This is a genomic window from Marinobacter sp. es.042, assembly GCF_900188315.1.
Taxonomy (GTDB): domain Bacteria; phylum Pseudomonadota; class Gammaproteobacteria; order Pseudomonadales; family Oleiphilaceae; genus Marinobacter.
The window spans coordinates 178060-202570 of sequence record NZ_LT897781.1; the positions used below are offsets into that span (position 1 = coordinate 178060).

Here is a 24511-nt window from a genome sequence, read left to right on the forward strand (position 1 = left end):
AAATGCTCGTTTGTTGGCCCACATCAGGCTTGCAGCCACCCGGCCAGCCGTCGTGTTACGGCCCGGGGCGAGAGTTTACCAGACCAGATCATCAGCAGGTTGCGCAGCCCCGGAATCACAATGGCGTTTCTGCGCTGGGCCAGGGATTTCTTGACTACATCCTCGGCTGTCATGGTACCGGCTTTGAAGAGTTTGGTGTCAGTCATGTGTGCTTCCTGGGCAAACTCTGAATCAGTGGCACCTGGGCACAAGGCACTCACCGCAACACCTGCTCCTTTGAGTTCCTCATGAAGCGCTTCGGAGAACGACAACACAAACGCTTTGGTGGCGTAGTAAATGGCCATGTTCGGCCCGGCCTGGAACGCCGCGGTGGAAGCCACGTTGATCACAAAACTGCTGCTCTGTTTGCGCAGGGCTGGCAGCAGCTGCCAGGTGAGGGAGACCAGCGAGGTGATGTTCACCTGGATCATTGCCAGCTGTCGTTCCAGGGCCAGATCGGCAAAGGCGCCGCGGTCGCCAAACCCGGCGTTGTTGATCAAGCCGGCAAGCGGCCAGCCGCCCTCGTTGATCCGCCGGGCCAGTACGTCGGCGCCGGTCTGGTCCGCCAGGTCGGCTTTCAGGACGATGGCCTCAATTCCATGCTGTTTCTTTAATTCTGCGGCCAGAGCATTCAGGCGCTCTTCCCGGCGAGCCACCAGAATCAGATTCTGTTTTTCCGCGGCGAGTGCCCGGGCGAAGCACTCGCCAATGCCGGCGCTGGCGCCAGTAATAACCACGTACGACATGATTCTCTCCATTTAAATGAACGATGGTCACTTAATATACTGCGGCGTTTTCTGTCTGTAAATGACCGGTGGTCACTTATTTGTGTTTCCGGTGCTGAAATTGAAAATCCGTTTGATCAATACGGCCTTGGGGTTGCCTGATAGTGCGATGTGAACTGCGAGGTTTATCGGGCCTCAAATTTGGGATAGGCTTTCAAGTCCCTCAAATCAGGGACAAATTTTCAAACATAAGGAAATGGAATGACGGCTCAACGTTTCACCGAATACAAGATGGTCCATATTTCGGAAGGTGGCTGTGGCACGCTCCTGCTCGGCTCCTCTGGCCTGCCTTTGAAAAAAATCGAAGCAGAATTGAATCGGTATGCCGCCGAGGGTTGGCAGGTGGTATTCCAGGTTCTGGAGATGAAGCGTTTCTGGCTGTTCTGGCAGCGTGAATCCGTCATTGTGACCCTGGGGCGCTAACCGGTGCTGCAGGCGTTAGCACTGAAGGCCATCGGGTTTTATCGTCGGACAGGCGGTGGTACCCGATGGTTTGGCATCGACTGCAACTTTGAGCCGAGTTGCTCGGCTTACTCTGAGGAAGCTATCCGCCGGTTCGGTCTCTCTAAAGGAGTGAGATTAACGTTTCACCGCCTTCGCAGGTGCAACAGGCCGGACGCGATCTGTAAATGCATTGAGCCGGTCACGGGGGATATCGGGCATGCTGACACAAGAAGAGGTTGATGCCGAGGAAGAAGCCCTCAGAAAGGCGATTCGAGAGCTTTCAGAAGAACAGCGGGCGGAATTCTACCGGCAAGCCGGGAAGGCGGTGAAGGACCCGGACACCTACGCGGCACTTAACTGGTTTTTTGTCACCGGGTTGCACCATTTTTACCTGGGGCGCTGGCAATGGGGGCTGATGGATATTGGCGCCTTGCTTGTTGCTATCGGGTTTTTCGTGGCTGGTTTGGTTTTGCCCGGAGTTATCCTGCTTGCGATCGTTTATTCCTGGGAGTTGTGGCAACTTTTCAGGTCTCAGATTATTGTCCAGGACTGGAATAACCGGCTTTATCGGGATTTGTTGCAGCGCTACTAACCGATGAAAAACGGATCGGTAAATCGCTAAATGTGTTCAATAAAAAAGGCAGCCCTGGGGCTGCCTTTTTTGATCACGTATTGGCTGCTATTTACAGACCAATAACGTTCTCTGCCTGCGGGCCTTTCTGGCCCTGAGTCACGGTAAACTCAACTTCCTGGCCTTCGGCCAGAGTTTTGAAACCGCCACCCTGAATGTTGCTGTAATGAACAAAGACGTCTGCGCCGCCTTCACGAGTAATAAAACCAAAACCTTTTGCTTCGTTGAAGAACTTAACGTTGCCGGTAATTGTAGACATAAATAGTTATCCTGAAATTAATCAATAAGGTGCCGTCAAAGGATCGTTGTGATCATTGATCAGCGATATGCGGGAAATAAAAAAACGTGCAGGATCAAAAACAGGACAAAAGGTGTGGCAACACAAGAGGTCTTATTCGTGAAATGCTTTGCTAAATCTTTCCAACGACGAAGACAGTACGCTAATTAGGAGGCCTTGCATAGCAAAGTTTTCAACTGTTGCGAAAAAATCGGGACAGATTTGTTTGCTGGGCAAAAATCTGTCCCGGGGCGTATTCGCTTCCTAACGTCCTTTTATATTGCCGTCCGCATCGGAAATCACTATCTCGACCCGCCTGTTCTGTTGGCGCCCTGCGGATGTTTCGTTCGTCGCAACCGGGTATTGTTCCCCGAATCCCTGCACTTCGATCCGGGCGCGATTAATACCTCTATCCATCAGGGCCTCTCTTACCGCCTCAGCCCGACGCTCTGACAGTTGTTGGTTGTAAGATTCTGCTCCGGTGCTGTCCGTATATCCTTCCACGCGCACGCGACGGTTTTCATATTCAGCCAAGAAGTCGGCCAGGCGGCCTACTGTCGTTTCCCCGGCCGGCTTCAGTTCAGCACGATTCAGGTCGAACAGAACGTCACCCAGGGTAAGTACCATGCCACGGTCTGTCTGTTCGGCCTGCATGGCTTCCATTTGACGGCGCAATTCAGCGGCTTCCTGCTGGGCAGCCTGAGCCTCTGCAGAACGAGCCTGCAACTCCAGTTCCTTACGTCTTTCTTCGGCGGAGTTTATCTGTTGCTGTAGCTTGGCTCGTTCGGCCTGCTCCCGGGCAATCTCGGCATGGCGATTAGCCAGGTAGGCCGCATGCTCGATTTCCGCGGTGCTGGCGCCTTCTGCCATTAACTGCTCAGCGCGGGCCAGTTGATCCCTGGCGCTTCTCAGCTGGCGGTCGCCACTCCGGGCAACGTCTGGATCGGTTCGAATGTCCTCATAGGCCGCCCTTGCTTCGTCGACCATTTGATTGTCCTTAGGCGTACTGGCACATCCCGCTAAGAAGATGGAAAAGCCGACGAGCATGCTCAGAGTCATGTATCGCTTGTTCATATCAATCTCCTGTTTGAGCTGGCGCCCTTACTGGCTTCCGTTCATGCGTTGGCGAAGAGACTCGATGTTCCTGTTGATCTCCTCCACGGCCTGTTTGGCTTTCGCAGTATCGGCACGCGCGCCGGCTAGCTGAGCATCAACGGATGCTTGTTCCAAAAGGTGCAGTGCTTTCTGATAATTCTCCTCGCTCATTTCATCGTCTATCAGCTCTTCGGCATCGGCAAGCTTGTTCTGGGCCTGGTTCAGGAGCACAGGCTCAAAGTTTCTTGCGTCGGATGACACCGCTTGTTGAACGGAAGATTCGGCGGCTCGCATTTGAGAGGTGGGGGGCTCGACGGAGCCTGCGCAACCGGTGATGGCGACGGCTATGCCGGCAATCCCGACGGCGCCCAATATCGACATATAATTGCTCATGCAATATCTCCTTATACTGGAAAACGGAGGCCTGACTGATTCCTTTTATCCAGTCAGGTTGCTGATCTGTGGTAATGGACCTGGAGGAGAACTCTGGGTATCTGTCAGCTCAAATGCCTCTACTTCCTCAATTCAAAGATAGCAGCCTGAGGAGGTGTGCACATGAGCGTTTATCAATGTAGTTTAAGAGTGGAAACACACTGCCTCGTTGAACGGTAACGGCTTCGTTATTTGCTAGTATGGTGGCCCGGTCACGATGAGAACGATTAAGCCCTCCTAAATGAACGCTCCTTTCAAACTTCGGCCTTACCAGCAGGAAGCGGTTGACGCCACGCTGGCTCATTTTCGGAAAACCGATGAGTCCGCCGTTATCGTGCTGCCAACCGGTGCGGGGAAAAGCCTGGTTATTGCCGAGTTGGCGCGTCTCGCGAAGCGAAAGATCCTGGTGGTAACCCACGTAAAGGAGCTGGTGGAGCAGAACCACGCCAAGTACCAGAGCTACGGGTTAACCGGCGGAATTTTCTCCGCCGGGCTGAAGCGGAAGGAAAGTCACCACCAGGTGACCTTTGCCAGTGTGCAGTCGGTATCGGCGAACCTGGATCAGTTTCGGGACGAATACTCGCTGGTTATTATCGATGAATGCCATCGGGTCAGCGGGGAAGAAACCAGTCAGTATCAGCGCATCATAGAGCTCTTGCGGCAACAGAACGATTCTCTGAAAGTCCTCGGGCTGACTGCTACGCCATACCGTATGGCCATGGGCTGGATCTATCGCTATCACTATCGGGGCTTTGTTCGGGGCGAGGATGACAAGCCCTTTCAGCACTGCATTTACGAGCTGCCCCTGAGTTACATGATCAACCGGGGGTATCTCACCCGGCCGGAGCTGGTGAACGCGGCAGTGGCGCAATACGATTTCTCTGCGCTGCCCCAGGACCGCTTTGGCGAATACGCCGAGAGGGACGTTAACCAGCTGCTGAGCAAACACAAGCGCGTGACCCGGGCGATCATTGAGCAGGTTGTGGAGGTGGCTGCCGAGCGTCAGGGCGTGATGATCTTTGCGGCCACCGTGGAGCATGCGCGGGAGGTCGCCGGGTACCTGCCAGAACACGAAACTGCCCTGATAACGGGCGCCACCGATCTGAAGGATCGGGACTTGCTGATTCAGCGCTTCAAGCAGCGGCAGTTGAAATATCTGGTGAACGTGTCTGTGCTCACCACGGGCTTCGATGCGCCTCATGTGGACTTCATTGCCATTCTTCGCCCCACGCAGTCGGTGAGCCTGTACCAGCAGATTGTGGGCCGTGGCCTGCGTCTGGATGAGGGCAAACAGGATTGTCTGGTGATTGATTACGCGGGCAACCATGTGAATCTCCATCACCCGGAAGTGGGGGAGCCGAAACCGAACCCGGACAGCGAGCCGGTGCAGGTGTTTTGCCCCGGCTGTGGGTTTGCCAACATTTTCTGGGGCAAGACTGACGGTGAAGGCCTGGTGATTGAGCATTACGGGCGTCGTTGTCAGGGACTGCTCAAGCCTGTTGACGGGGTTGAGGATGAACGCCCGCAACAGTGCGATTACCGATTCCGCTTCAAGGAGTGCCCGCATTGCGGCGCCGAGAATGATATTGCAGCCCGCAACTGCCACCAGTGCCAGAAAGCCATCATCGACCCGGATGACCAGCTCCGGGATGCCTTGAAACTCAAGGATGCCATGGTCATCCGCTGCGCCGGGATATCGCTGGTTGCTGATGGCAGCAAGTTGAAGATCACCTATCACGGGGAAGATGGGGAAGAACTCGGCGAGTCGTTTGATTTTAGCAAGCCGGGCCAGCGTACCGTTTTTAACAGACTGTTCGGGCGTCGTTTTGCCAATAGCCGGGCCCCGAAAGCGTTCAGCTCAGCGGATGAGGTGCTTGAGCGGGAGGCCTTATTGCCGGCACCCGATTTCGTGATTGCGCGTAAGCAGAAGCACTATTGGCAGGTGCAGGAACGGGTTTTTGATTATCAGGGGCAGTTTCGGAAGGCGAATGAGGTGTGAGCCCGGTTTTCCTGTCCTGCTTTTACTTGCCTGCAGTCAGCTCCACTGCTCGTTATAATGGCGTACCTCAAATCATCAAAGAGAACCCTATGCCAATCGAAAAGAATCAGGTGGTTTTGTTCCACTACAGCGTGCGTGATGAGCAAGACAACGTTGTTGAAGACTCCCACGGCGGTGAGCCGAACGCCTACCTGCATGGCCATGGCGGCATCATCAAGGGCCTGGAAGAAGCCCTGGAAGGTCGTGATGCCGGCGATACCTTCAGTGTGACTGTCACTCCCGATAAAGCCTATGGGCCCCGCAAGCCCGATGCCATCCAGCGAGTGCCGATCAAGCATCTGATGGGGGCCAAACGCTGGAAGGCGGGCATGGTTGCTCAGGTACAGACCGAGCAGGGGCCTCGCCACGTGGTTGTTGCCAAGGTGGGCCACAAATTTGCCGATGTCGACACCAACCATCCGATGGCGGGCAGAACCCTGACCTTTGATATTGAGGTGATTGACGTGCGCGCCGCGACCTCGGAAGAAATAGCCCACGGCCACGCGCATGGCCCGGGCGGGCACCACCACTAAGCATCTGGGGGCAGGCATGCAGATCGGCGTGATTGCAGATACCCATAGCAAAATGCGTCCAGAAGCCCTGGAAGCCTTGAAGGGCTCGGAGCTCATCCTTCATGCCGGCGATGTCGGGCGGGACGACGTTCTGGACGCGCTCGAGGCGATCGCGCCGGTCATTGCCATCCGCGGTAATATCGATAAATCCGGCCGTGCAGCCGAGCTTCCCGATACTCGAGATCTGGAGTTTCTCGGCCAGGCCCTTTACATGCTCCACGATGTCAAAACCCTCGACTTCGATCCGCAAGGCCGCTACCGCGTGGTGATTGCTGGCCACTCCCACAAACCCCGTAACGAGTGGATTGGCGATGTGTTGTACTTCAATCCTGGTGGCGCAGGCCCCAGGCGCTTTACTTTGCCGATTACGGTGGGGCGGCTTGTAGTGAATGAAAACGGCGTGACTGGTGAGATTATTGAACTGCGTTCATGATCGAAAATGGCGCTACACTTCATCTAGCGGTGTTGGCGGCACCTTTCTTTCGCCGAACCGTGTTGGGTTTCGAGACCAATTTTCAATTTTGATCGGGTAAGGCGCAGTGTTTAAGAGGTTAAGGAAAGCCGTATATCCAGTGGTGGTTTTAACGCTGTTTATGATCGCCGCGGGCCCGGTTTCTGCAAAGATCTACAAATGGGTGGATGAAAACGGCCAGGTGCATTTTGGCGATCGGCAGGATCACTCGGTCGCGCAGGAAGTGGTCAACGTTAAGCCAGGTGCCTCGGAATGGTCGCGGTTTGAGATCGATATCAAAGCTGTTGATGTTGAGCTGAGCGAAGAGGAGCACCGGCAGATCGTTGAAGGCGTTAACAACGTCTATGAGTTCTTCGACCGGGTGATGTCTTTTGATATGCACAAGACGGTGCCGGTCAATATCCTGATTCTCAAAGACAGCGGGGCGTACCGGGACTACCTCGTCCGTCGGAACAGGGGGATGGCTGTTGCCTCATACGGGCTTTACATACCTTCCGAACACCAGATCGTCGTCTATGTTCGTAAAAACAGAAACCTCACCTTTAAAACCATCAAGCACGAAGTGAGTCATGCGGTTGTCGATACCATCGTTCCCTATGCGCCAGCCTGGCTGAACGAAGGGTTGGCAGAGCAGATGGAGACCATCGAGCGCGATGAATCCGGCTTGTATTTTGAGCGCCACCGTGAAAATCAGTGGATGGTTGATCAGGCACTCGAACAGGGCCGTCTGGCGGGCATCGATCAGCTATTGAAGCTGCCAAGCAACAAGTGGCGACATTCGGATCTGTCGGGGCGCGGAAGCCTGCGGGCTCAGTCTGGCCAGTTCGTGTATTTCCTGATGTCCAAACCGACCCGACGAAACTTTTTGGTGCGACTGATGCACAACTTTAATCGGGGTGATCGCACCATCTCCTATTATCTGGTCAACGACAATTACATTGGTGGTGTAAGCATGCTGGCCCTCGACTGGCGGCGCTGGTTGCACGATCAGGGAGAGGGCGTCGTCAGGTTATAAGTTCGAAGCCGGCGACCAGACTTCCCCGTGCTGCATCACTCGAAAGTCCGTTTCGTTCAGCACTTGTCGCTCCAGGGCGGCCCTTAGCCGTCGGGGCGGCTCGTCCATGGGCTCGTCGGTGAGCACGAACGTCCCCCAGTGCATCGCCACTGACTGTCGGGAACCGATATCCTGATGAATGCTCACCGCCTCTTCCGGGGCTACGTGCACCGGCGCCATGAACCAGCGCGGGTCGTAGGCTCCAATGGGGAGCAGCGCCAGATCAATGGGCGAGAACAGCTCGCCGATTTTCCTGAAGATTCTCCCGTAGCCCGTATCGCCGGCGAAATAGAGCCGGAAACCGTCGATCTCCAGCAGCCAGCTGCACCAGAGTGAGGTGTTGGTATCCGTGGGGGTCCGGCCGCTGAAGTGCTGGGCCGGGAGGCAGAACACTTCTCGGTTGCCAGACAGGGACTCGGATTGCCACCAGTCCAGTTCCATCAGGTTATGGATGCCCCGTTTCTCGAACCATTGCTTAAGCCCTCGGGGAATGCAGAAGCGCAGGTTATCTCCGAAGCGCCGGTGTAACTGGCGCACGGTGTTCTCATCAAGGTGGTCGTAGTGGTTGTGGGAAATCAGCACCAGCTGAATCGGCGGCATGTCTGCTACCGTCAGGGCCGGCGGTGTGTAACGCTTCGGCCCGACCAGTTGAAAGGGGCTGGCGCGTTCCGACAGTACCGGGTCGGTGAGCACGTTCAGACCACGATACTGGAACAGGAACGAGGCGTGACCCAGCCAGACCAGTTGTGGTTCTTCGGGCGGACTCATCAGGGAATGCGTATCTGGCCGCAGCAGCGTGAAGCGTTTTCCCTTCGGGAAATTGCGGCCCGGGGCCAGTTGCCAGCGCATAAAATCGCCAATGCCATGTCGGGGGACTGGCTCCAGGTTGCGGTACCTGCCCCGATAGAAATGCGGTTCTGCAGCGAGAGCGGCAAGGCGGTCACGATCAACGGTCATGGATCGAACTCTCATTCTTGTCAGGGGCCAATGCCAGTAGCTCCTGCAACATGCTGTAGCTTAATCCCCAGATGCAGGCATCCTGGTAACGGCAACAGGGCATGTTGAGTGTCCCTAGGGGAGTGCGCCAGGAAAGTCGGCCCTGGTTCGCGTCTGCGCGGAGGTAGCCCATCGGCACCCAGACCGCTCGCTCGACTTCGTGATTCGTTGAGACCGACTTCGGTCCCCGCCACTCGAATACATAGGGGGTGACCACCATCGGGCGCCAGCGGTTGTGATGGCGGGTGACCAGGTCGGAAAGCCGGGTGAGAAAGCGGCCGTGGCGCCTCAGATCCATGCCGGTTTCTTCCAGTGTTTCCCGCTCGGCAGCGGCCCGTGCAGATGCATCTTCAGGTTGCAGGCGGCCGCCCGGGAAAGCCATGTCGCCAGACCAGGGGTCACCCTCCCGACGGGCCCGCTGGATAAAGAGCAACTCCTTGACGCCGTTTTCCGTGCTTCGAAAGATAAGGGCGACGGACGCTCGGGCAAATCGGCGCCGAAACGGTATCTTGTGGGGGCGCAAATGGCTTAGCCAGGATTTCGAGGTCACGAAAGCCTATCCTCTGGTAATGGTTGGTTATAGTTAAACACATCCTGCACAGGCAAGACGCAATCCCAATATTCAAAACTTCAATCTGACGGCTCGCTGGCCATTGTCGGTTCCTTCGCCGTGCGCAGAACCGCTCAAAATTTTCTGGCTTTGGTCTACATTGTATTGAAGCGAGTGGTAACCCACCGGTTATCGCACCAATCATTGACACGTTGGCGGTGGATTGATGGAGCTGGAGCAGATCAATGCCATAGAGCGGGCAACCCGTTATGGGCGCGCCGAGGTGCTTCGCATCGGCGTGGCCGTGATCTTCATTGTCGGCATCATGTTGTATGTCCGCTCAATAGGGGCAGATGCGCCAAACATGGTCATGCTGGTGGCAGCGGCCATGATCGGCGGCTACATGGCGATGAATATTGGCGCAAACGATGTCGCCAATAACGTAGGCCCTGCCGTCGGCTCCAAGGCTCTTACGCTCGCCGGTGCAATCGCCATTGCCGCGATCTTTGAGGCCAGTGGCGCGCTTATCGCCGGTGGCGATGTGGTCAGCACGATAAAAAAGGGGATTATTGATCCTGCCCTGATTGGCGATGCCGACACCTTCATCTGGCTCATGATAGCCGCCTTGCTTGCTGCCGCGCTGTGGTTGAATGTCGCAACGTACGTGGGCGCGCCAGTCTCCACGACACACTCAATTGTTGGTGGTGTTATGGGAGCGGGCATCGCTGCCGGTGGCTCGGGCATTGTTGATTGGGGACAGTTCGGCCAGATCGCTGCCAGTTGGGTTATTTCCCCGGTGCTTGGCGGTGCCATCGCAGCCTTGTCTCTGTACCTAATCAAGCGCCGGATTACCTACAAGCGGGATATTGCGCAGGCTGCGAAACACAATGTTCCCCTGTTTGTTGCAATTATGGCCTGGGTCTTTTCGACCTATCTGGTGTTAAAGGGATTAAGCAAGATTGTGGAGATCGGGTTGCTTCCCGCCGTTGGATTGGGGGCAATCGTCGGAGTAATCGTATGGTGGCTTACAAAGTGGTTGATTCACCGCCACTCGGCCGAGGTAGCAAACAGCAAGGCGGGCGTTGATGGCCTTTTTACTATCCCGCTGATTTTTGCGGCCGCGCTCCTGAGCTTTGCCCACGGCGCGAATGACGTTGCCAACGCAGTCGGCCCGCTGGCCGCGATCAATGAAGCCGTGCTTCAGGGCGGAATAGCGTCCAAGGCCACGATTCCCAGCTGGGTGTTGTTGGTGGGTGCACTCGGCATTGCGCTTGGCCTGGCACTGTTTGGCCCCAAGCTCATACGCACGGTTGGTTCGGAAATAACGGAGCTCGACCGGATGCGGGCTTTCTGCGTGGCGATGGCTGCGGCGGTTACGGTTATCGTTGCCAGTCAGTTAGGCCTTCCGGTGAGCTCAACGCATATTGCGATAGGGGGTGTGTTTGGCGTTGGCTTTTTGCGCGAACATCTCAAAACGACCTACCGCCAGAAGATCGATGAGATCGAGGCGCACTATGCCGGAGAGGACCGGGAGAAAGTAGAGCGGGTGCTGGAAGAGTTCCAGGAAGCTTCCTTTGAGGAGAAGGGACAAATTCTACAGAACCTCAAGAGGAATAATGGTGGCACGGCACCGATCTCGAAAAGCGATCGCAAGGGTCTGAAAAAGGTTTATCGCCAGGAGCTGGTAAAGCGATCAGCGGTTTTCAGGATTGTGGCTGCCTGGATTGTCACCGTTCCATTATCGGGACTGTTAGCGGCTATGCTTTTCTTCACGATCAGAGGGATGCTTCTTCCATAAGTTCCCTCAATTTGGCAAGTTGCGCCTCAACGACTCGCAGGCGAACTTCTGTTTGAGCGGGTGTTTCCCCCGGGGCGCCGGAAGCCAGTCGGTCGCGGTATTTCTCCTGCTTCTCCACCAGCCGCTCTTCAAGCCGCTTCAGTTCTTCAAGCTCCAGGGATTTACCCTTGTCATGGTCGCCCAGAATATCGTCAAGCTTCGCCACAAGATCCTTGAAACCCACTGTTCCGTCCCCTCTGTTTAAAGCTTAATCGGAATTCGTCATGGCATGACCTCTGCCCCACCTGCGTCGCTCACCGACAGCTCCTCCGTGGTTCGAGCGGCTTGAACATCCATGGCAGTCAGAAGCTCGCGGGTTCCTGTCAGAATAGCATCGACGGTTTCACTGGCGTAGGCAGAATCGTTTAGCAGGGAAGTAGCCATGGCGGCATCAATCCGTTTTGCACCCAGGAGTTTTGTGACACGACCGACCATCGATTCGCGGTCTACTCGTGCACGCACAGCGATCTCGTCGAGCTCCAGTATGGCTGTGCTGGCATCCTCAAACCGACCTTCGTAACAACGATGGGTCTCACGCAGTACCATCGCGACTCGCAGCCGAAGCTCGTTGTATTCTTTACGAATCGTGGCGTTATCCGACGCCATATAGATTGTGAGATTCTTGCGCAGGTGTTTGACATGTTTGATGGCTTCAACCATTTCCGCGGCCGCATGCTGAAGACGATAAAGCGATTCGGTGGAGTTTGCCGGCGATTCCCGGGTCATTCGCCCGGAAATAAAGTCGAGAATGGCGTTGTATAGCTGCTTTACCCGCTGTCGGTAGATCAGGTCGATGTCGATATCGATGCGTTCCCGGGAATTGTTAATCGTCGCTTCAAGATCATCGCTCAGGCGAATACTTTCACGGTGCAGGTGGAGACCATGTGCAAGGATAACGAAGGCTTGATCGAACAGGTGCCAGACCTCCCTGCGTACTGCCGCGTTTGCACTATCGGGTGAGTCCATCGCAGCCTGATTCAGGTACCTTGGCTGTGCGGCGAGCTCTTCCTCTCGCTCAGGCAGCCAGCGTTCGAGTGCTCGTGCCATTCTCGAGATCAGTGGCAGCATGATGGCAACACCAAGGCAGTTGAACAGGGTATGGAATACCGCGAGCTTGACCGTATAGTCATCGTCGGCGATCGACATGAGGGCTGACAGGGCATCCACGGACCAACGCAGAGGCTCGATCAGCGCCAGGGCGATCACTGCCGTTGCCGCGTTAAATAGAAGATGGGCACCTGCCAGACGCTTGCCAGTGATATTTGCACCGAGACCACCGATCAGCGCGGTGACTGTTGTGCCGATATTCGCACCAATGGCCAGTGCCAGGGCGTTTTCGTAGGTAATCTGGCCCGTGGCCAGACCGGCCAGAGTGAGCGCCAGCGTCGCATGGCTGGATTGCATCACGACGGTCGCCAGAATTCCGAGGCCTGTATAGACAAGAAGTCCAGCGACACCGTCCATTGCGTACTCGCGCAGATCGACAGCCGACTGATAGCTTTCGAAGCCCGCCTTCATGAAATCGATACCGAGAAACAGAAACCCGAGCCCTGCGAGAATTGCACCTAAGGCTTTCCATGCTCGTGGTTGCTGGAAATTCAGTACCACGCCAAAGACAAGCATCGGCAAGGCAAAGGCCGAAAGGCTCATTTTCATACCGATGGTGGCGAACAACCAGGCGCCGGTGGTGGTACCGAGATTGGCGCCGAAGATAATGCCGATACCCGTGATCAGCGGAAGCAAGCCGGCGCTCAAAAACGAGATCGTGATCACCGATACCAGAGAACTGGACTGCATGATGGCGGTACTGACGATGCCAAAACCGAGGCTTTTCGGAATCGTATCTGTTGTACGACGCAGCACGCTCTCGAGAAAACCACCGGTAAACTGGCGAAACCCGTTCTCCAGCGAGAGCATGCCGAACAGAAAAATGGCAACCCCGGCGGCAATCTGTTTGAACTCGGGACTCATCCAGAGTGCAAGGGCGAGAATTCCGAGTATAAGAGCAAGAAAGAGTTGGCGATAGTTCACTGGGATTCAATTTCCCCTTTTATGAATTACTTGACTATCAGTTTGCACTGGAACCATACCAGTGATCATCCTTTTGAATTGTAGGCTGTTTACTTTTAAACGCGTACCCGAACCCTGAATCGAACTTTAATACCCCGGCATTAATCGCACAAAAGCGAGCGATTGAAATTGTGCCTTGCGATGGCCCGGGAGTAGAGGCGCTGTTTCAGAACAAAAAGCTGGTGAGCCAGATGCAAGGTTCAGACTGGAGGTGGAAATGCAGTTTGTAATCGGTGGAATTTTTGTACTTATCGTCGCGTTTTTGGTCTGGCGGAGTAAAAATAATACCGACCCTGTCGATCAGGCCTGTGCCTCTGAAATAGGCGCGCTGTTCAAGTCGAATCGGGATCCCGCGCCGCAGGCCATAGCCGATATTTTTGTAAAACATCATATTCCTCGTTCTCAATGCCCCAGGGTAGGGCGAATGGTGATTGCGCAACTGAACAAGAACGGTTTGGAACCAGACGATTCCAGGATCGCCATGATCAAGGTCAGGGAGGCTTATACGCGGGTTCCGTAAAGGCCAAAGGGCTGGCACAGTGTTGCGTATAGCACCCGACAGGAGGCCAGATGACGTTCGAGCATATCGTTCAGATAAACGACCTGACCAAGCCCGAGCCAGGGGTATTTTGATTTCCAATGGCAGCTTTTGCAGACCTGGTTCAGTTTTAGCGCCTTGAAGAGTTCCGGCGAGATAGACCCGTCTGGGCGTTTGCATGATCGGGCTTCCTGAGGTGAACGTGAGACCGTATCTTGTTTGTGATCCCGCAGTTGAGGAGTAGCCATGTTTCGCATTCATGTCGAACGAGTTCTCGAGAAGGATATCGAGTCAGTCTTCGAAGCCATCTCCGACCACGCTCGCTATTCTCGGTTTCCAGGGGTTAGTACGTCGTTACTGATTGAAGAGGGTAGAGGCGAGAAAAATGGCACTGGCGCCCTGAGAATTATCGGAGCTGGCCGGCTTGAGCTCACTGAGCGTATTACCCGGTTCGAGAGGCCAAACCGAATGCACTATCAAATTGAAAAATCGAGCCCGTTCACCGTTCAGCACACGAAGGGAGAAATTGTTTTAAAGCCAGAAGGGGAACAGACCCGGGTTACCTGGGTTTCTGAAGGGCACGTGCAAGTGCCGCTGCTGGGCCGGGTAATGGACCGTTTGGCTGAGCGCAGCTTTTCGAGGGCTTTCAATTCTCTGCTCAAGTCTATTGAGCGGCTCTAGGATTTCAGCTCAGCCGGGACGACATGCTGGCCTGCCAGTCAGTCACTCTTCGATCATTTCCCGTTCAAACCGGCCCAGCACAACCATGATAATGAGTGCCAACACGGTCACCATGCTGGCAAGAACCAGCGTGCCCAGACCGCAGGCGACACCGATTGCTCCGCAAATCCAGATGGAAGCGCCGGTGGTAATGCCCTGAACGCTTCCGCGGCTTTGAATAATGCAGCCGGCGCCGAGAAACCCGATACCGCCGATCACACCTTCAACGATCCGCGACGGGTCTATCCGTGCCGAAGGGTCGCCTTCTGCGGTCGTCATCAGGATATGCAGGCCAATCAGAATGAATGCCGAGGCTCCTACGGAAACCAGCATGTGAGAGCGGAGCCCCGCGGGTTTCCCTCGCAGTTCCCGCTCAAGCCCGAGTGCCAGCGCCAAACCGGCGGCCATGAGCAGGCGGACAATGATGTCCAGTGGTGGGATTTCACTCTCGAACATGCGAGGTCCCCAACGGAAAGGTTAAGTGTATTTTGGCGTTCGGGACATGCCCTAGACTTTGGGGCCCTTGCCCCGGAAGACGTTCACTATTAAAGATACAACCAGCAGTACCAGAAAAATGAAGAACAATATCTTCGCAAAGCCGGCGGCCGTTCCTGCAATACCTCCAAAACCAAGAACGCCCGCAATGATCGCAATTACCAGACAGACGATAGCCCAATAGAGCATTTGCCATCCTCCTTTTCAGGGTTGTGTTCTAACCGTGGCACGCGGAGGGGCAGTGCGCAACTTTCAGGCGTCTTTGTGAAGGGATAGTAACGGGGCATTAATCCGGCATCAGAGTTCGACAAACCGTGGCACAACCATGAGCCCAACACCCACTGCCAGCATCTCCCAGGCGCTGCTGGCCAGGTAGGGATACAGGATCATGGCAATGCCGCAGTATCGGGTGACGATGTTTTTCCTGCGCCGGCCATACATGAAATAGGCGAAACCGATGCAGCCGAACAGCAGCGACAGGAAGATGTCAGCGGTTTCCATGCGGTGAACTCCTCCGGTAAGTTTACCCGTATAGACTAATTGTAGAGTTTTAAAATAGGGAGCAAGTTGCTTATGAAAGTGTCTTTTTCAGTGAAAGCGGTGCTAATCCTGTTATCACTTGCGCTGGCACCGATAGTAGCGCATGCGAAGCCCGTGTGGATCGATGTCCGCACAGAGGCGGAACATCGGCAAAGCCACATAGATGGAGACCCGCTGATTCCTCATGACCAGATCGTTGCGGAGGTTACCGAGAGGTTCCCGGACAAAGACACCGAGATTAATCTTTATTGCCGCAGCGGCAATAGAGCTGGTGTCGCAAAATCGGCTCTGGAGCGTGCCGGTTACACCAATGTTGAGAACAGGGGGAGCCTGGCCGAGGCGCGTGGAGCGCGCAGTCTATAGGGAGCGAACAATTTTTAGCCACTTCAGGTATAATGGAAAGCTTACGATATTAATTAAGCCATCCCGACCTGGATATCACTATGAGCAAGAAACCCGAGAAAGTTACCCTGACCTCTGCTGCGATTGAAGAACAGACCGCCGCCTTTTTGAAAGCGGGCGGATCTGTGGAATACGTCGGCAAGGGCAAAAGCGGACAAGTATCCCCCACGGGCTCAAAGCAGATCAGCCTGAAAAAGTAACGCCCATCTCAGTGACGAGGATTACTCTGATCGGGGGAGGACTCGTCATCTGAGGCGTTGTCATTCGATGTGAGGTAGTAATCTTTCTCATCGAATGTTTTCACGTCAGGATCTTCAATATAGTTTTTGCGTTTGCCCCGATACAGCCAGACGGCGATGATCGCGACAATTACTGCGAGCACAATCCATTTCATTGTTATCTCCTCCACAAGGTCGTCGTTCTTATATTGAGCACCTTGCAGAGTGATCCGTCAATGTAACTTGCACAGACACTTCAAAGAGGCTCGGATCGGCATTTGAGCAAAATGCCATTCGCGCCTTTACTTGATGTATGGACAGCAAAGGTGTCGTGCAGATCATGATGGAATCATTCGGTTCAGATTTGATTGAGCAACTCCGTCGAAATCTTGGCGATGCCTTTCAGGCAGTGTCAGGCGAGAATCTCGACTGGGGTGCGTTGCTGGTACAGGTACTTGGCCAGCTGCTGGTCTCTGTCATCTACCTTGGCGTCTTTCTGGGCGTTTATCTGATTCTGATCGCTGCCATCAGGCTGGGCCTGGGTGAGCGGCGAACCAAAACCGCTCTTTACATCCAGATGCGCAGCGGCCTGCGCTATCTGGCCGGGTTGGGTGCGCTGGTAGTTATTCTTGCGCAATTCGGGGTTTCTCCTGAGGTTCTCAAGGCGATGGCGAGGGCGGGTTTCATGGTCCTCGGTTTCTACGTGGTCTGGGTAGTTTTCCGGCGTCTGATCAAGGAAGGCACTTCACGCTATCGAATGGATCCTTCCATCCGGCAACTGGTCGAGAATCTGTTTGCGGTTATCGCCGCAACCCTTGCGGTGGTATCGGTGCTTGCCCAGTTCGGTTTCGATGTGGTGTCGATTATCGCCGGTCTGGGCATCGTCGGTATTGCCGTCGGTTTTGCCGCGCAATCCACGCTCTCCAATTTCATTGCGGGTATCACCCTGCTCATTGAAAGGCCTTTTCGCATCGGTGATTGGGTCACCATCAACGGACAGGAAGGCAAAGTGGTGAAGATTGCCTTGCGAACCACCTGGCTGCGAACTCGGGATAATATCTTCACGATGATTCCAAACGACAGTGTTGCCTCCACGGATATCATCAATTACAGCGGAGAGGGCGTGACACGCCTGAATATTCCCGTGGGAATTGCTTACAAGGAATCTGCGAAGGCCGCGAGGGAAGTGTTGATGCCGGTTTTGCTGGCGCATCCCGAAGTTTTGCAGGGCGCTGGCATGGAGCCCCGTGTTTTGCTCAAAAGCCTCGGTGATTCGTCAGTGAACCTCGAAGTCAAAGTGTGGATAACGCCGGATAACCTGGATGTGCGACCCAGAATCATGGCCGATATTCTCGAGCAGATGAAAGAAGCCCTGGATGCCGCCGGTATAGAGATTCCCTTCCCGCATCTGCAGCTGTTCATTGACGATGCAAAAGGATTGAAGCCGGTTCTCGAACCCTTCTACAGGTTACGGGGATAAAACGGAAAATCTTTGCAGGCAGGCCTTTGGATGCTTGCATCTTGTGACTCCAGATCCTTTCGTAATCGTCTTGATAGTGGAGGGACAGGCTCGCTTCGTGGCGTGTAAGGGTCTAGATTGTTGGGTATGGAAACTAATTTCCGCGTCTGGCTGGGACACTCTGGTCTGACGCATCGGGTTGTTGCCAATGCCCTTTGCGTTATTTCGAATATAAAGGGTTAACTTATGGCGATCACACCGAAATCCAAAATGTCGCAGGAAGTGCTGGCCTGGCGCGATCCCTCCATGGACTCGGTTCTCGGAACGGAAACACCCAAGGACCCAAACAAGGGCTATATTGCCCTTCTGGGCTGGAGTATTAATGCGATCAAGGCGGCTCAGAAGTTCGATCGTCGCTATATCGTGGTTGCCCCGGATTGGGCTGCCGATTTTTGCACGGCCAACAATATTCCCTTTATCCCCTGGGATTTTGTTCGCCTGAACGATCGGTCCATGGAAATCGCTGAAAAGCTGAAAGCCGAAGGCGTGGACGTCGCAATCCCATTGTTCGAGGAAACGGTGGAATGGTCAGGCGCGATCAACTCTGTTCTTCTGAATAATCCGCGTATGTACGGTCAATCCATTCTGTTCCGGGACAAGGCGCTGATGAAACGTCGGGCCCAGCTTGGTGGTATTCGCGTCGGGATTTTCGAAGAAGCCCACGAAAAGGATGACATCATTCGCTTCATGAAGCGGGTTAACCAGACGCTGCTCAAACTGGATGGTGATCCTGACGATCCTATTCACGTAAAGGCCTTCGATAAAGCCGGTTGCCTGGGTCACCGCATGATCCGCACGCTGGAAGAAATCGATACGATTCCGGACGAGGAATACCCCTTGCTCATGGAAAGTCACCTGAGTGGCTGGGAATTCGCCGTTGAGGCCTGGATCCACGATGGCAAAATCAAGTTTCTGAATATTTCAGAGTACGTCACCCTGGGTTACTCGGTGTTTGTTCCTGCCACGAAGGAACTTGAAAGCTGGCGCGAAGCTATCACCAAGCAGATCGAGTTGCTGGTCAAAACATTTGATATCCAGTTCGGCCTGATTCATCCGGAGTACTTCGTGACCAGCGACGGCACCATGTACTTTGGCGAAGTTGCGTATCGTCCACCAGGGTTCAAGGCCTTCGAATTGATTGAACGCGCGTATGGATTCAATGCCTACCAGGCTTCCATGCTGGTGTTTGATCCCAAGAGCACCAAGGAAGAGGTGGATGCCTTCTTCCCCCGCGAAGTGGTCGATGCCAAAGGTTATGCCGGCTGCTTTGGTGTGTATCCGAGACGCCGCGTGGTGAGCAAGCTGGAAATGCCCAAAGAGTGCATTGAGCATCCTTACTTCGAGTCTCACGAGCTGGTGGCCCCTGCCGAGGAAACAGTTCCGGACCGATCCGCTTTCGGTACTCACTGGGGGCTTGTGTTCTTCTTCGGTGACGACCCGATCAATATGCGGGATCTTCTGAAATCCCAGGAGGAGCTGGACTTCTACGTCTAGGAACGACAGGAGCCGGCTGATACCCGGCTCCTGATAGTCCGACACAGCTTTTCCGGGGCGTTACCAATTCTCTGAGAAAGGCCGCGCATCGAGCTCGAAAGTCCAGGCTGAGCGTGGCTGGTTGTGTAGCTGCCAATAGATTTCCGCGAGGTCGTCGGGCTCGATAATGCCGTCCTCGCCCTTGCTCGCATAGAGGTCCGGCAAAAATTCTGCCGTGGCTTCATTGCGGATGAGGCCATCCACCACCACGTGAGCGACGTGTATCCCTTGAGGGCCCAGTTCCCTTGCCATGCTTTGCGCCAGGGCGCGCAGCGCATGCTTGCCGCCGGCAAAGGCCGCAAAGCCGCGTCCGCCGCGGAGGCTGGCGGAGGCGCCGGTAAAGAGGAGTGTGCCTTCATTGCGTTGCAGCATTTTCCTTGCGACCTCGCGCCCGACCAGAAACCCGGCCAGTGCGCACATCTCCCAGACTTTCCGGTAGACCCGGGTGCTGGTCTCGCAGATATCGTATCGAACGTTTCCGCCCACGTTGAAGACGGCTACCCGTATTGGGCCATGCTCTGACTCAACGCGTTCAATCAGCTCAATGACCTGGTCTTCGTCCCTTGCATCGGAGTGGATGCCTGTCGCGCTCGAGCCGAGAGCCTGAATTTCCGAGCTGAGAAGATCAAGATCCCCGCGCCGGCGGGTGACCACAAGGTGGAAGCCTTCCTTTGCAAAGCGCCGGGCGATGGCAGAACCCAGGTGGTCGCCGGCCCCGATGATTAGAGCAACTGGTTTGTCTTTTGTTGTCATTTTGGCACCTGTAGTGAGGCCTTTATCCGTCGGTTCGAATCGTATCGGCGATCTTTTCAGCAATCATGATCGTCGGGGCGTTGGTGTTACCACCAATCAAAGTCGGCATGACTGAAGCGTCGACCACCCGTAAACCCTCAAGTCCGTGAACCTTGAGGCTGGAGTCAACCACGGCCAGATCATCTATGCCCATCTTGCAGGTGCCTACCGGGTGATAGATCGTATCCGCGCGGGCGCGAATGTGGCGTTCCCATTCCTCATCGCTCATGTCGTCGTGAACGCCGAACATTTCGGATTGTCGGTACGGCGAGAGTGCAGGCCCTTCTAAAATTTCCCGGGTGATTTTTGCGCCTTTGATAGTCAGATTCAGGTCGTCCGGGTCGGACAAGTAGTTGGGGTCGATGCCGGGATCGGCCATTGGGTCGGAGCTTAACAGGAAGACACGCCCTCGGGATTTCGGCCGCAGGTTGCAGACGTGGCAACTGAAGCCGTGTCCCCAATGCAGTTTACGGGCGTGATCCTCCACGATGGAGACGACGAAGTGCAGCTGCAGGTCCGGCTTGTCGTGCTCCGGGTCAGACTTTAGGAATGCCGCCCCCTCTGCAAAGGGTGAGGCAATCATACCCGTCCCATCCGTTCGCCATTGGAGGGAATGGCGAAGCATGTTTTTCATGCCCGTTAAACTGAAGCCAAAGTTATCGGTATCTGCAGACTTGTAGGCCAGAATGAAATCCAGATGATCCTGCAGATTTCGGCCGACGCCCGGCAGCTCGTGAACCATGGGAATTCCATGCGGGAGGATGTCGTCGGGATTTCCCACTCCGGATAGCTGTAGTAATTGCGGGGAGCCGAAGGCACCGGCGGATAGGATGACTTCGCGGTTTGCTGAGGCCGTGAGCGATTGGCCCTTGAGCCGATACTCAACGCCTGAAGCACGTTTTCCGTTAAAAAGAATTCGGGTCGCACGGGCACCGGTCACAACCTTGAGGTTGTTGCGCTGTTTCATGATCGGATACAAATATGCCGCAGCGGTGGAACAGCGTTCACCATTGCGTTCGGTGTCATGAAACTGGGTAACTTCATACAGGCCAACGCCCTCGTTGTCGCCGGTATTGAAATCGTCGCTTGCGGGATAGCCTCGCTCTTTAGCCGCCTCGATAAAGGCTTCGGAAATGGGCCTTGGTGATCGCTGTTTGCAAACATGCAATGGGCCATCGGCCCCATGGTATTCGCTGGCTCCACCTTCATGGCATTCCGCTTTGCGGAAGTAGGGCAAAACATCATCCCATCCCCATCCGTCGCAACCCAGCTCGGCCCATCCATCATAATCCGCCCTGTGTCCACGCACATAAAGCATTGCGTTGATCAGGCTGGAGCCTCCCAGCCCACGGCCTCTGGGCTGAAATCCTCGACGCCCAGCGAGCTCCGGCTGCTGCTCTGTATTGAACGCCCAGTTATTGATCTTGCCATGGCCGGGCATGATCGCGACCACACCAGCTGGTGCGCGGGTTAACAAGTGATCGCCCTTGCCGCCTGCCTCCAGAAGACAGACGCTGACATCAGGGTCCTCACTCAATCGCGCCGCCATTACAGCGCCAGCCGATCCGCCACCTACAACGATGTAATCAAAAATCATACAGTCCCCAGTTCCTGTTCTTGTTTTGGCTGTAAGCTTTCCCGAGCCAGAAAAGCGAGCAGTTAACGAGATGCAGGATCAAGGTTAGACCATCGGCTGGCCGAGCGCCTCTTGGCAGATGGACAGACTGCTAAGAGCATAGGATGCTATGCTGATCCGACAACAAACAACAAAAGAGGATGTGTGATGGCTTTCGCCGAGGTAAATGGCCAAAGGCTTTACTACGAGGACACTGGCGGGACTGGACCGGTTGTGGTGTTCTCGCACGGTCTGCTGATGGACCACGAAATGTTTGCTCCGCAGGTGTCGGCGTTTCGCGACCGTTTCCGATGCATCACCTGGGATGAGCGTGGGCATGGGCTCACCGCCGTTGCCCAGCCCGAACCCTTCAGTTACTACGACTCGGCAGATGACCTGGCTGCACTGCTCACGCATCTGGGCGTAGAAAAAGCCGTTCTGGTAGGGATGTCTCAGGGTGGCTTCCTGTCACTACGGTGTGCTCTGACTCATCCTGATCGGGTGGTCGGACTGGTGATGCTTGATAGCCAGGCAGGTACCGAGCAGGAAGAAAAGCTGCCCCTTTACCAGCAACTGATCAGTTCTTTTATGGAGCAGGGGCTGACCCCGGAAGTGGGTACCACCATTGCCAACATCATTCTTGGGAGTGATTACCCTGACAGTGAACACTGGAAGGAAAAATGGAAAACGATGTCGGCGGCAAACATCGGCAACAACTTCCAGACGCTGGCAAGCCGCGATGACGTCACGGAGCGTCTTTCAGAGGTTTCCCAGCCCACGCTTATTATCCATGGCGATGCTGACATTGCGATTCCGATGGAGCGGGCACAGGTGATGGCGGACAAAATCCCGGATGCCGAACTGGTCGTGATTCCCGGTGCCGGGCACGCCGCAAATCTGTCGCATTCGGACGCCGTTAATCAGGCGTTGGATAATTTTTTGCAACGGCTTTTACCCGGAAGCCAGTAGACCGGGTGGCCTACACTTCTCAGGTTTCCAAACCGCCGTCACTGGACGGCGGCAATCAGATTGTCGTGACCTTCAGGCGAAGTCGTAATCACCGCCTTTCTCGAGCGCCCTCTGATAAGCCGGTCGGGCATGAACGCGTTTGACCCATCCGCTGATGTGAGGCTGGTTCCTGCCGACGATGCCCCTGGCTACGGAAGCCTCAAGCGGGAAGCTCATCTGGATGTCCGCCGCGCTCAGTTTGTCCCCCAGGAACCAGGTGTTCTTCGCCAGATGGCTTTCCACGAAATCCAGGTGGGTCTTGATCATAGGGCCGATAAACATTTCGTTGGTTTTGTCCGAAATGCCCTTGGCGACAGGTTTCACAAAGAACGGCATCGGGCTGGTTTTTACCTTTTCGAAGACAAGTCGCAACACCAGAGGCGGCATCAATGAGCCTTCGGCGTAGTGCAACCAATAGGTGTAGTCGAGCCAGGCTTGCCCCCCGCTCTCCGGGAGCATGGTGTCTTTGCCGTAGGTGTGTGCCAGGTATTCAATGATGGCACCGGATTCGGCCACCACCAGATCGCCGTCTGTGATCACCGGGGATTTTCCGAGCGGGTGCACCTTTTTCAGGCTTTCGGGGGCCAGCATGGTCTTGGGATCTCGCTGGTAATGCTTGATCTCATAGGGAACACCCAGTTCTTCCAGCATCCAGAGAACGCGCTGTGAGCGGGAATTGTTGAGGTGGTGAACTGTAATCATGCGCAAGCTCCGTTCGCATTGAAAAATGGTCGGGTGTGAAGAGTAGTCTGCAAAGAGCGTTTTGGTTCACCGCTGGCGGTGATTAAGTGGCTAATGACGATTGCGCACCGCAAAGCCGTGGCGCCTGAGCTCCTTCAGAATCTCGGGCACCTTGAAGGGCATCAACGTTCGGGTTGTTTTCAGAAGACTGATGGCAACATGCATCCGTTTGTACCAGAGTACCTGGCGGATCTTCTTCTTCATCGGGTGATAGCCTTCCCGATAAAGCTCGTCAACGCGGTCGGCGTTATTGGTAAGGCTGTAGTCGCTCAGGTCCAGAGGTACCGATATGTCGGCATGCTTCAGTTGCTTGCGGGTGTTGAAATCGATGCCAATGTTGATGGCGTTGGAAATGACATCGAAGGTGTTGTCCGGCTTCGGATAACGGCTGACATGGCTGAGATCAACGGCCACCGTAATACCAGCACCCATTTTGGCCAATGGCGAAATGGGGACGTTTTCCACCAGCCCCCCGTCCACCAGAATCCGCCCATCGATTTCAACAGGTACAAACAGGCCGGGAACCGCCATTGAGGCGCACACGACATCCGCCAGATTGCCTTCCCGGAAGATCAACTGTTCGCCGGTTTCGATATCCGTGGCACAGATGGCCAGCGGAATCTCGGCGTCCTCGATCCGGACATCGCCCAGATCGCGGTGAATCATCTCCCGAATGGCGTTGGTGCTGAACAGCCCTCCGCGCTCAAAGGTAAAGTTGATGATTTTGGAGAGGTTCAGCGTTGAGCAAATGCTGAGGATGGATTCCGCCGGGCGGCCGAAAGCGTAATAGCTCGCGATAAGCGCGCCGGCGCTCGTGCCCGAAATGCAATGAATCTTGATTTGCTCTTCTTCAAACGCTTTCAGCACACCAATGTGCGCAATGCCTTTGGCAGCGCCGCCTCCCAGAGCCAGACCGATGCGGGTGTTAAAGGGGTTGAGTTTCATCAGCGGGAACCTTCAGGCGTTGCGAGGATTCGTAGCGCACAAGTCTAACAGAGTTGGAAATTTTAATTCTTAGAGTTCAAAATATTGGGGTGGCACTTAGAGAGGTAAACTTTCCAACCGACTGCCGGGTTATGCAGTCATAGGAGTCCTCAC

General features: G+C 55.0%; 31 protein-coding genes. 15 read left to right on the forward strand and 16 right to left on the reverse strand.

Annotated elements, in window-relative coordinates; genetic code table 11:
- Positions 1-23: 23 nt before the first annotated feature.
- Entirely contained in the window at positions 24-785 is a 762-nt protein-coding gene (locus tag CFB02_RS00930) for an SDR family NAD(P)-dependent oxidoreductase (RefSeq protein WP_088556496.1), read from the reverse strand.
- Positions 786-1025: 240 nt separating this feature from the next.
- Between CFB02_RS00930 and CFB02_RS00935 the strand changes: the two genes are divergently transcribed.
- Genes CFB02_RS00935 through CFB02_RS00945 form a run of 3 tightly spaced genes read left to right on the forward strand, consistent with a single transcriptional unit; the run spans position 1026 to position 1860 of the window.
- A complete protein-coding gene (locus tag CFB02_RS00935; RefSeq protein ID WP_014578093.1) occupies positions 1026-1247 on the forward strand; it encodes a DUF4177 domain-containing protein in 222 nt (73 codons plus the stop codon).
- 3 nt (positions 1248-1250) lie between these two features.
- Positions 1251-1508 carry a membrane protein insertion efficiency factor YidD gene (gene yidD, locus CFB02_RS18520; protein WP_088556497.1) on the forward strand — a complete coding sequence of 86 codons (258 nt, stop codon included), beginning with the start codon at positions 1251-1253 and terminating at the stop codon, positions 1506-1508.
- Positions 1486-1860 carry a hypothetical protein gene (locus CFB02_RS00945; protein ID WP_088556498.1) on the forward strand — a complete coding sequence of 125 codons (375 nt, stop codon included), beginning with the start codon at positions 1486-1488 and terminating at the stop codon, positions 1858-1860. Before yidD ends, CFB02_RS00945 begins: the two co-directional genes overlap by 23 nt.
- A gap of 91 nt (positions 1861-1951) precedes the next feature.
- Here the strand turns inward: CFB02_RS00945 and CFB02_RS00950 are convergent, their stop codons facing one another.
- The 3 genes from CFB02_RS00950 to CFB02_RS00960 all read right to left on the reverse strand — a co-directional run bounded on the left by CFB02_RS00950 (position 1952) and on the right by CFB02_RS00960 (position 3664).
- On the reverse strand, positions 1952-2158 hold the full coding sequence (locus CFB02_RS00950; RefSeq protein WP_008172483.1) for a cold-shock protein: 207 nt from the start codon (positions 2156-2158) through the stop codon (positions 1952-1954).
- 282 nt (positions 2159-2440) lie between these two features.
- Entirely contained in the window at positions 2441-3250 is an 810-nt protein-coding gene (locus tag CFB02_RS00955; protein WP_088556499.1) for an OmpA family protein, read from the reverse strand.
- Positions 3251-3277: 27 nt separating this feature from the next.
- The gene (locus tag CFB02_RS00960; RefSeq protein WP_088556500.1) at positions 3278-3664 is read right to left on the reverse strand and encodes a DUF4398 domain-containing protein; all 387 of its coding nucleotides are present in this window, start codon (positions 3662-3664) and stop codon (positions 3278-3280) included.
- 280 nt (positions 3665-3944) lie between these two features.
- On the opposite strand from CFB02_RS00960, the gene CFB02_RS00965 reads away from it, so the two are divergent.
- From CFB02_RS00965 to CFB02_RS00980, 4 genes are all read left to right on the forward strand, one after another.
- Positions 3945-5702, forward strand: coding sequence for a DEAD/DEAH box helicase (locus CFB02_RS00965; protein ID WP_088556501.1), 1758 nt, complete (start codon positions 3945-3947; stop codon positions 5700-5702).
- Positions 5703-5791: 89 nt separating this feature from the next.
- Positions 5792-6274, forward strand: a complete 483-nt coding sequence (locus tag CFB02_RS00970) for an FKBP-type peptidyl-prolyl cis-trans isomerase (RefSeq protein WP_041645505.1) — start codon at positions 5792-5794, stop codon at positions 6272-6274.
- 16 nt (positions 6275-6290) lie between these two features.
- Positions 6291-6746, forward strand: coding sequence for a metallophosphoesterase family protein (locus CFB02_RS00975; RefSeq protein WP_088559122.1), 456 nt, complete (start codon positions 6291-6293; stop codon positions 6744-6746).
- Positions 6747-6885: 139 nt separating this feature from the next.
- Positions 6886-7800 (forward strand): DUF4124 domain-containing protein, encoded by a 915-nt coding sequence (locus CFB02_RS00980; protein WP_088556502.1) that lies wholly within the window; start codon positions 6886-6888, stop codon positions 7798-7800.
- Here CFB02_RS00980 and CFB02_RS00985 read toward each other — a convergent pair.
- Both CFB02_RS00985 and CFB02_RS00990 read right to left on the reverse strand, forming a co-directional pair.
- A complete protein-coding gene (locus tag CFB02_RS00985; protein ID WP_088556503.1) occupies positions 7795-8796 on the reverse strand; it encodes an MBL fold metallo-hydrolase in 1002 nt (333 codons plus the stop codon). The two genes, CFB02_RS00980 and CFB02_RS00985, sit on opposite strands and share 6 nt — an antisense overlap.
- Positions 8786-9385, reverse strand: coding sequence for an NUDIX hydrolase (locus CFB02_RS00990; RefSeq protein WP_088556504.1), 600 nt, complete (start codon positions 9383-9385; stop codon positions 8786-8788). The genes CFB02_RS00985 and CFB02_RS00990 overlap by 11 nt, the downstream gene beginning before the upstream one ends.
- Positions 9386-9611: 226 nt before the next feature.
- On the opposite strand from CFB02_RS00990, the gene CFB02_RS00995 reads away from it, so the two are divergent.
- Positions 9612-11183: an inorganic phosphate transporter gene (locus CFB02_RS00995; protein ID WP_088556505.1), complete on the forward strand. Its 1572-nt coding sequence runs from the start codon at positions 9612-9614 to the stop codon at positions 11181-11183.
- Here the strand turns inward: CFB02_RS00995 and CFB02_RS01000 are convergent.
- Together CFB02_RS01000 and CFB02_RS01005 are read right to left on the reverse strand one after the other, a co-directional pair.
- Positions 11161-11406, reverse strand: a complete 246-nt coding sequence (locus CFB02_RS01000; protein WP_088556506.1) for a hypothetical protein — start codon at positions 11404-11406, stop codon at positions 11161-11163. The genes CFB02_RS00995 and CFB02_RS01000 overlap by 23 nt on opposite strands.
- A gap of 38 nt (positions 11407-11444) precedes the next feature.
- Positions 11445-13253, reverse strand: coding sequence for a Na/Pi cotransporter family protein (locus CFB02_RS01005; RefSeq protein ID WP_088556507.1), 1809 nt, complete (start codon positions 13251-13253; stop codon positions 11445-11447).
- A 256-nt stretch (positions 13254-13509) separates the two neighbouring features.
- On the opposite strand from CFB02_RS01005, the gene CFB02_RS01010 reads away from it, so the two are divergent.
- The gene (locus CFB02_RS01010; RefSeq protein WP_088556508.1) at positions 13510-13812 is read left to right on the forward strand and encodes a hypothetical protein; all 303 of its coding nucleotides are present in this window, start codon (positions 13510-13512) and stop codon (positions 13810-13812) included.
- Between the two features lie 264 nt (positions 13813-14076).
- Entirely contained in the window at positions 14077-14511 is a 435-nt protein-coding gene (locus tag CFB02_RS01015) for an SRPBCC family protein (protein WP_088556509.1), read from the forward strand.
- A gap of 42 nt (positions 14512-14553) precedes the next feature.
- Here the strand turns inward: CFB02_RS01015 and CFB02_RS01020 are convergent, their stop codons facing one another.
- The 3 genes from CFB02_RS01020 to CFB02_RS01030 all read right to left on the reverse strand — a co-directional run bounded on the left by CFB02_RS01020 (position 14554) and on the right by CFB02_RS01030 (position 15546).
- The gene (locus CFB02_RS01020; protein WP_088556510.1) at positions 14554-15006 is read right to left on the reverse strand and encodes an MgtC/SapB family protein; all 453 of its coding nucleotides are present in this window, start codon (positions 15004-15006) and stop codon (positions 14554-14556) included.
- A gap of 51 nt (positions 15007-15057) precedes the next feature.
- Positions 15058-15234 carry a DUF1328 domain-containing protein gene (locus CFB02_RS01025; RefSeq protein ID WP_014578073.1) on the reverse strand — a complete coding sequence of 59 codons (177 nt, stop codon included), beginning with the start codon at positions 15232-15234 and terminating at the stop codon, positions 15058-15060.
- Positions 15235-15342: 108 nt separating this feature from the next.
- On the reverse strand, positions 15343-15546 hold the full coding sequence (locus tag CFB02_RS01030; RefSeq protein ID WP_008172460.1) for a hypothetical protein: 204 nt from the start codon (positions 15544-15546) through the stop codon (positions 15343-15345).
- Positions 15547-15618: 72 nt separating this feature from the next.
- Between CFB02_RS01030 and CFB02_RS01035 the strand changes: the two genes are divergently transcribed.
- Together CFB02_RS01035 and CFB02_RS18140 are read left to right on the forward strand one after the other, a co-directional pair.
- Entirely contained in the window at positions 15619-15948 is a 330-nt protein-coding gene (locus tag CFB02_RS01035; protein WP_088556511.1) for a rhodanese-like domain-containing protein, read from the forward strand.
- Between the two features lie 80 nt (positions 15949-16028).
- Complete coding sequence (locus CFB02_RS18140) at positions 16029-16187, forward strand: hypothetical protein (RefSeq protein ID WP_008172456.1); 159 nt, start codon at positions 16029-16031, stop codon at positions 16185-16187.
- Positions 16188-16195: 8 nt separating this feature from the next.
- On the opposite strand, the gene CFB02_RS01040 is transcribed toward CFB02_RS18140, so the two are convergent.
- Positions 16196-16381, reverse strand: coding sequence for a hypothetical protein (locus CFB02_RS01040; protein ID WP_014578070.1), 186 nt, complete (start codon positions 16379-16381; stop codon positions 16196-16198).
- 164 nt (positions 16382-16545) lie between these two features.
- On the opposite strand from CFB02_RS01040, the gene CFB02_RS01045 reads away from it, so the two are divergent.
- Together CFB02_RS01045 and CFB02_RS01050 are read left to right on the forward strand one after the other, a co-directional pair.
- Complete coding sequence (locus CFB02_RS01045; RefSeq protein ID WP_088559123.1) at positions 16546-17685, forward strand: mechanosensitive ion channel family protein; 1140 nt, start codon at positions 16546-16548, stop codon at positions 17683-17685.
- Between the two features lie 285 nt (positions 17686-17970).
- Positions 17971-19218 (forward strand): carboxylate--amine ligase, encoded by a 1248-nt coding sequence (locus CFB02_RS01050; RefSeq protein WP_413772100.1) that lies wholly within the window; start codon positions 17971-17973, stop codon positions 19216-19218.
- Between the two features lie 60 nt (positions 19219-19278).
- Here the strand turns inward: CFB02_RS01050 and CFB02_RS01055 are convergent, their stop codons facing one another.
- Together CFB02_RS01055 and CFB02_RS01060 are read right to left on the reverse strand one after the other, a co-directional pair.
- Positions 19279-20010 (reverse strand): SDR family oxidoreductase, encoded by a 732-nt coding sequence (locus CFB02_RS01055; protein WP_088556513.1) that lies wholly within the window; start codon positions 20008-20010, stop codon positions 19279-19281.
- A 22-nt stretch (positions 20011-20032) separates the two neighbouring features.
- A complete protein-coding gene (locus CFB02_RS01060) occupies positions 20033-21646 on the reverse strand; it encodes a GMC family oxidoreductase (RefSeq protein WP_088556514.1) in 1614 nt (537 codons plus the stop codon).
- A gap of 186 nt (positions 21647-21832) precedes the next feature.
- Here CFB02_RS01060 and CFB02_RS01065 point away from each other — a divergent pair, with 186 nt between their 5' ends.
- The gene (locus tag CFB02_RS01065) at positions 21833-22633 is read left to right on the forward strand and encodes an alpha/beta fold hydrolase (protein ID WP_088556515.1); all 801 of its coding nucleotides are present in this window, start codon (positions 21833-21835) and stop codon (positions 22631-22633) included.
- Between the two features lie 72 nt (positions 22634-22705).
- On the opposite strand, the gene CFB02_RS01070 is transcribed toward CFB02_RS01065, so the two are convergent.
- Positions 22706-23374, reverse strand: coding sequence for a glutathione S-transferase family protein (locus CFB02_RS01070; protein WP_088556516.1), 669 nt, complete (start codon positions 23372-23374; stop codon positions 22706-22708).
- Positions 23375-23464: 90 nt separating this feature from the next.
- On the reverse strand, positions 23465-24358 hold the full coding sequence (locus tag CFB02_RS01075; protein ID WP_088556517.1) for a patatin-like phospholipase family protein: 894 nt from the start codon (positions 24356-24358) through the stop codon (positions 23465-23467).
- Positions 24359-24511 lie beyond the last annotated feature (153 nt).

Coding starts and splice junctions, on each gene's coding strand:
- CFB02_RS00930 (WP_088556496.1), bottom strand. CDS start 785: ATGTCGTACGTGGTTATTACTGGCGCCAGCGCCGGCATTGGCGAGTGC.
- CFB02_RS00935 (WP_014578093.1), top strand. CDS start 1,026: ATGACGGCTCAACGTTTCACCGAATACAAGATGGTCCATATTTCGGAA.
- CFB02_RS00945 (WP_088556498.1), top strand. CDS start 1,486: ATGCTGACACAAGAAGAGGTTGATGCCGAGGAAGAAGCCCTCAGAAAG.
- CFB02_RS00950 (WP_008172483.1), bottom strand. CDS start 2,158: ATGTCTACAATTACCGGCAACGTTAAGTTCTTCAACGAAGCAAAAGGT.
- CFB02_RS00955 (WP_088556499.1), bottom strand. CDS start 3,250: ATGAACAAGCGATACATGACTCTGAGCATGCTCGTCGGCTTTTCCATC.
- CFB02_RS00960 (WP_088556500.1), bottom strand. CDS start 3,664: ATGAGCAATTATATGTCGATATTGGGCGCCGTCGGGATTGCCGGCATA.
- CFB02_RS00965 (WP_088556501.1), top strand. CDS start 3,945: ATGAACGCTCCTTTCAAACTTCGGCCTTACCAGCAGGAAGCGGTTGAC.
- CFB02_RS00970 (WP_041645505.1), top strand. CDS start 5,792: ATGCCAATCGAAAAGAATCAGGTGGTTTTGTTCCACTACAGCGTGCGT.
- CFB02_RS00975 (WP_088559122.1), top strand. CDS start 6,291: ATGCAGATCGGCGTGATTGCAGATACCCATAGCAAAATGCGTCCAGAA.
- CFB02_RS00985 (WP_088556503.1), bottom strand. CDS start 8,796: ATGACCGTTGATCGTGACCGCCTTGCCGCTCTCGCTGCAGAACCGCAT.
- CFB02_RS00995 (WP_088556505.1), top strand. CDS start 9,612: ATGGAGCTGGAGCAGATCAATGCCATAGAGCGGGCAACCCGTTATGGG.
- CFB02_RS01010 (WP_088556508.1), top strand. CDS start 13,510: ATGCAGTTTGTAATCGGTGGAATTTTTGTACTTATCGTCGCGTTTTTG.
- CFB02_RS01015 (WP_088556509.1), top strand. CDS start 14,077: ATGTTTCGCATTCATGTCGAACGAGTTCTCGAGAAGGATATCGAGTCA.
- CFB02_RS01020 (WP_088556510.1), bottom strand. CDS start 15,006: ATGTTCGAGAGTGAAATCCCACCACTGGACATCATTGTCCGCCTGCTC.
- CFB02_RS01025 (WP_014578073.1), bottom strand. CDS start 15,234: ATGCTCTATTGGGCTATCGTCTGTCTGGTAATTGCGATCATTGCGGGC.
- CFB02_RS01030 (WP_008172460.1), bottom strand. CDS start 15,546: ATGGAAACCGCTGACATCTTCCTGTCGCTGCTGTTCGGCTGCATCGGT.
- CFB02_RS01035 (WP_088556511.1), top strand. CDS start 15,619: ATGAAAGTGTCTTTTTCAGTGAAAGCGGTGCTAATCCTGTTATCACTT.
- CFB02_RS18140 (WP_008172456.1), top strand. CDS start 16,029: ATGAGCAAGAAACCCGAGAAAGTTACCCTGACCTCTGCTGCGATTGAA.
- CFB02_RS01040 (WP_014578070.1), bottom strand. CDS start 16,381: ATGAAATGGATTGTGCTCGCAGTAATTGTCGCGATCATCGCCGTCTGG.
- CFB02_RS01045 (WP_088559123.1), top strand. CDS start 16,546: ATGATGGAATCATTCGGTTCAGATTTGATTGAGCAACTCCGTCGAAAT.
- CFB02_RS01050 (WP_413772100.1), top strand. CDS start 17,971: ATGGACTCGGTTCTCGGAACGGAAACACCCAAGGACCCAAACAAGGGC.
- CFB02_RS01055 (WP_088556513.1), bottom strand. CDS start 20,010: ATGACAACAAAAGACAAACCAGTTGCTCTAATCATCGGGGCCGGCGAC.
- CFB02_RS01060 (WP_088556514.1), bottom strand. CDS start 21,646: ATGATTTTTGATTACATCGTTGTAGGTGGCGGATCGGCTGGCGCTGTA.
- CFB02_RS01065 (WP_088556515.1), top strand. CDS start 21,833: ATGGCTTTCGCCGAGGTAAATGGCCAAAGGCTTTACTACGAGGACACT.
- CFB02_RS01070 (WP_088556516.1), bottom strand. CDS start 23,374: ATGATTACAGTTCACCACCTCAACAATTCCCGCTCACAGCGCGTTCTC.
- CFB02_RS01075 (WP_088556517.1), bottom strand. CDS start 24,358: ATGAAACTCAACCCCTTTAACACCCGCATCGGTCTGGCTCTGGGAGGC.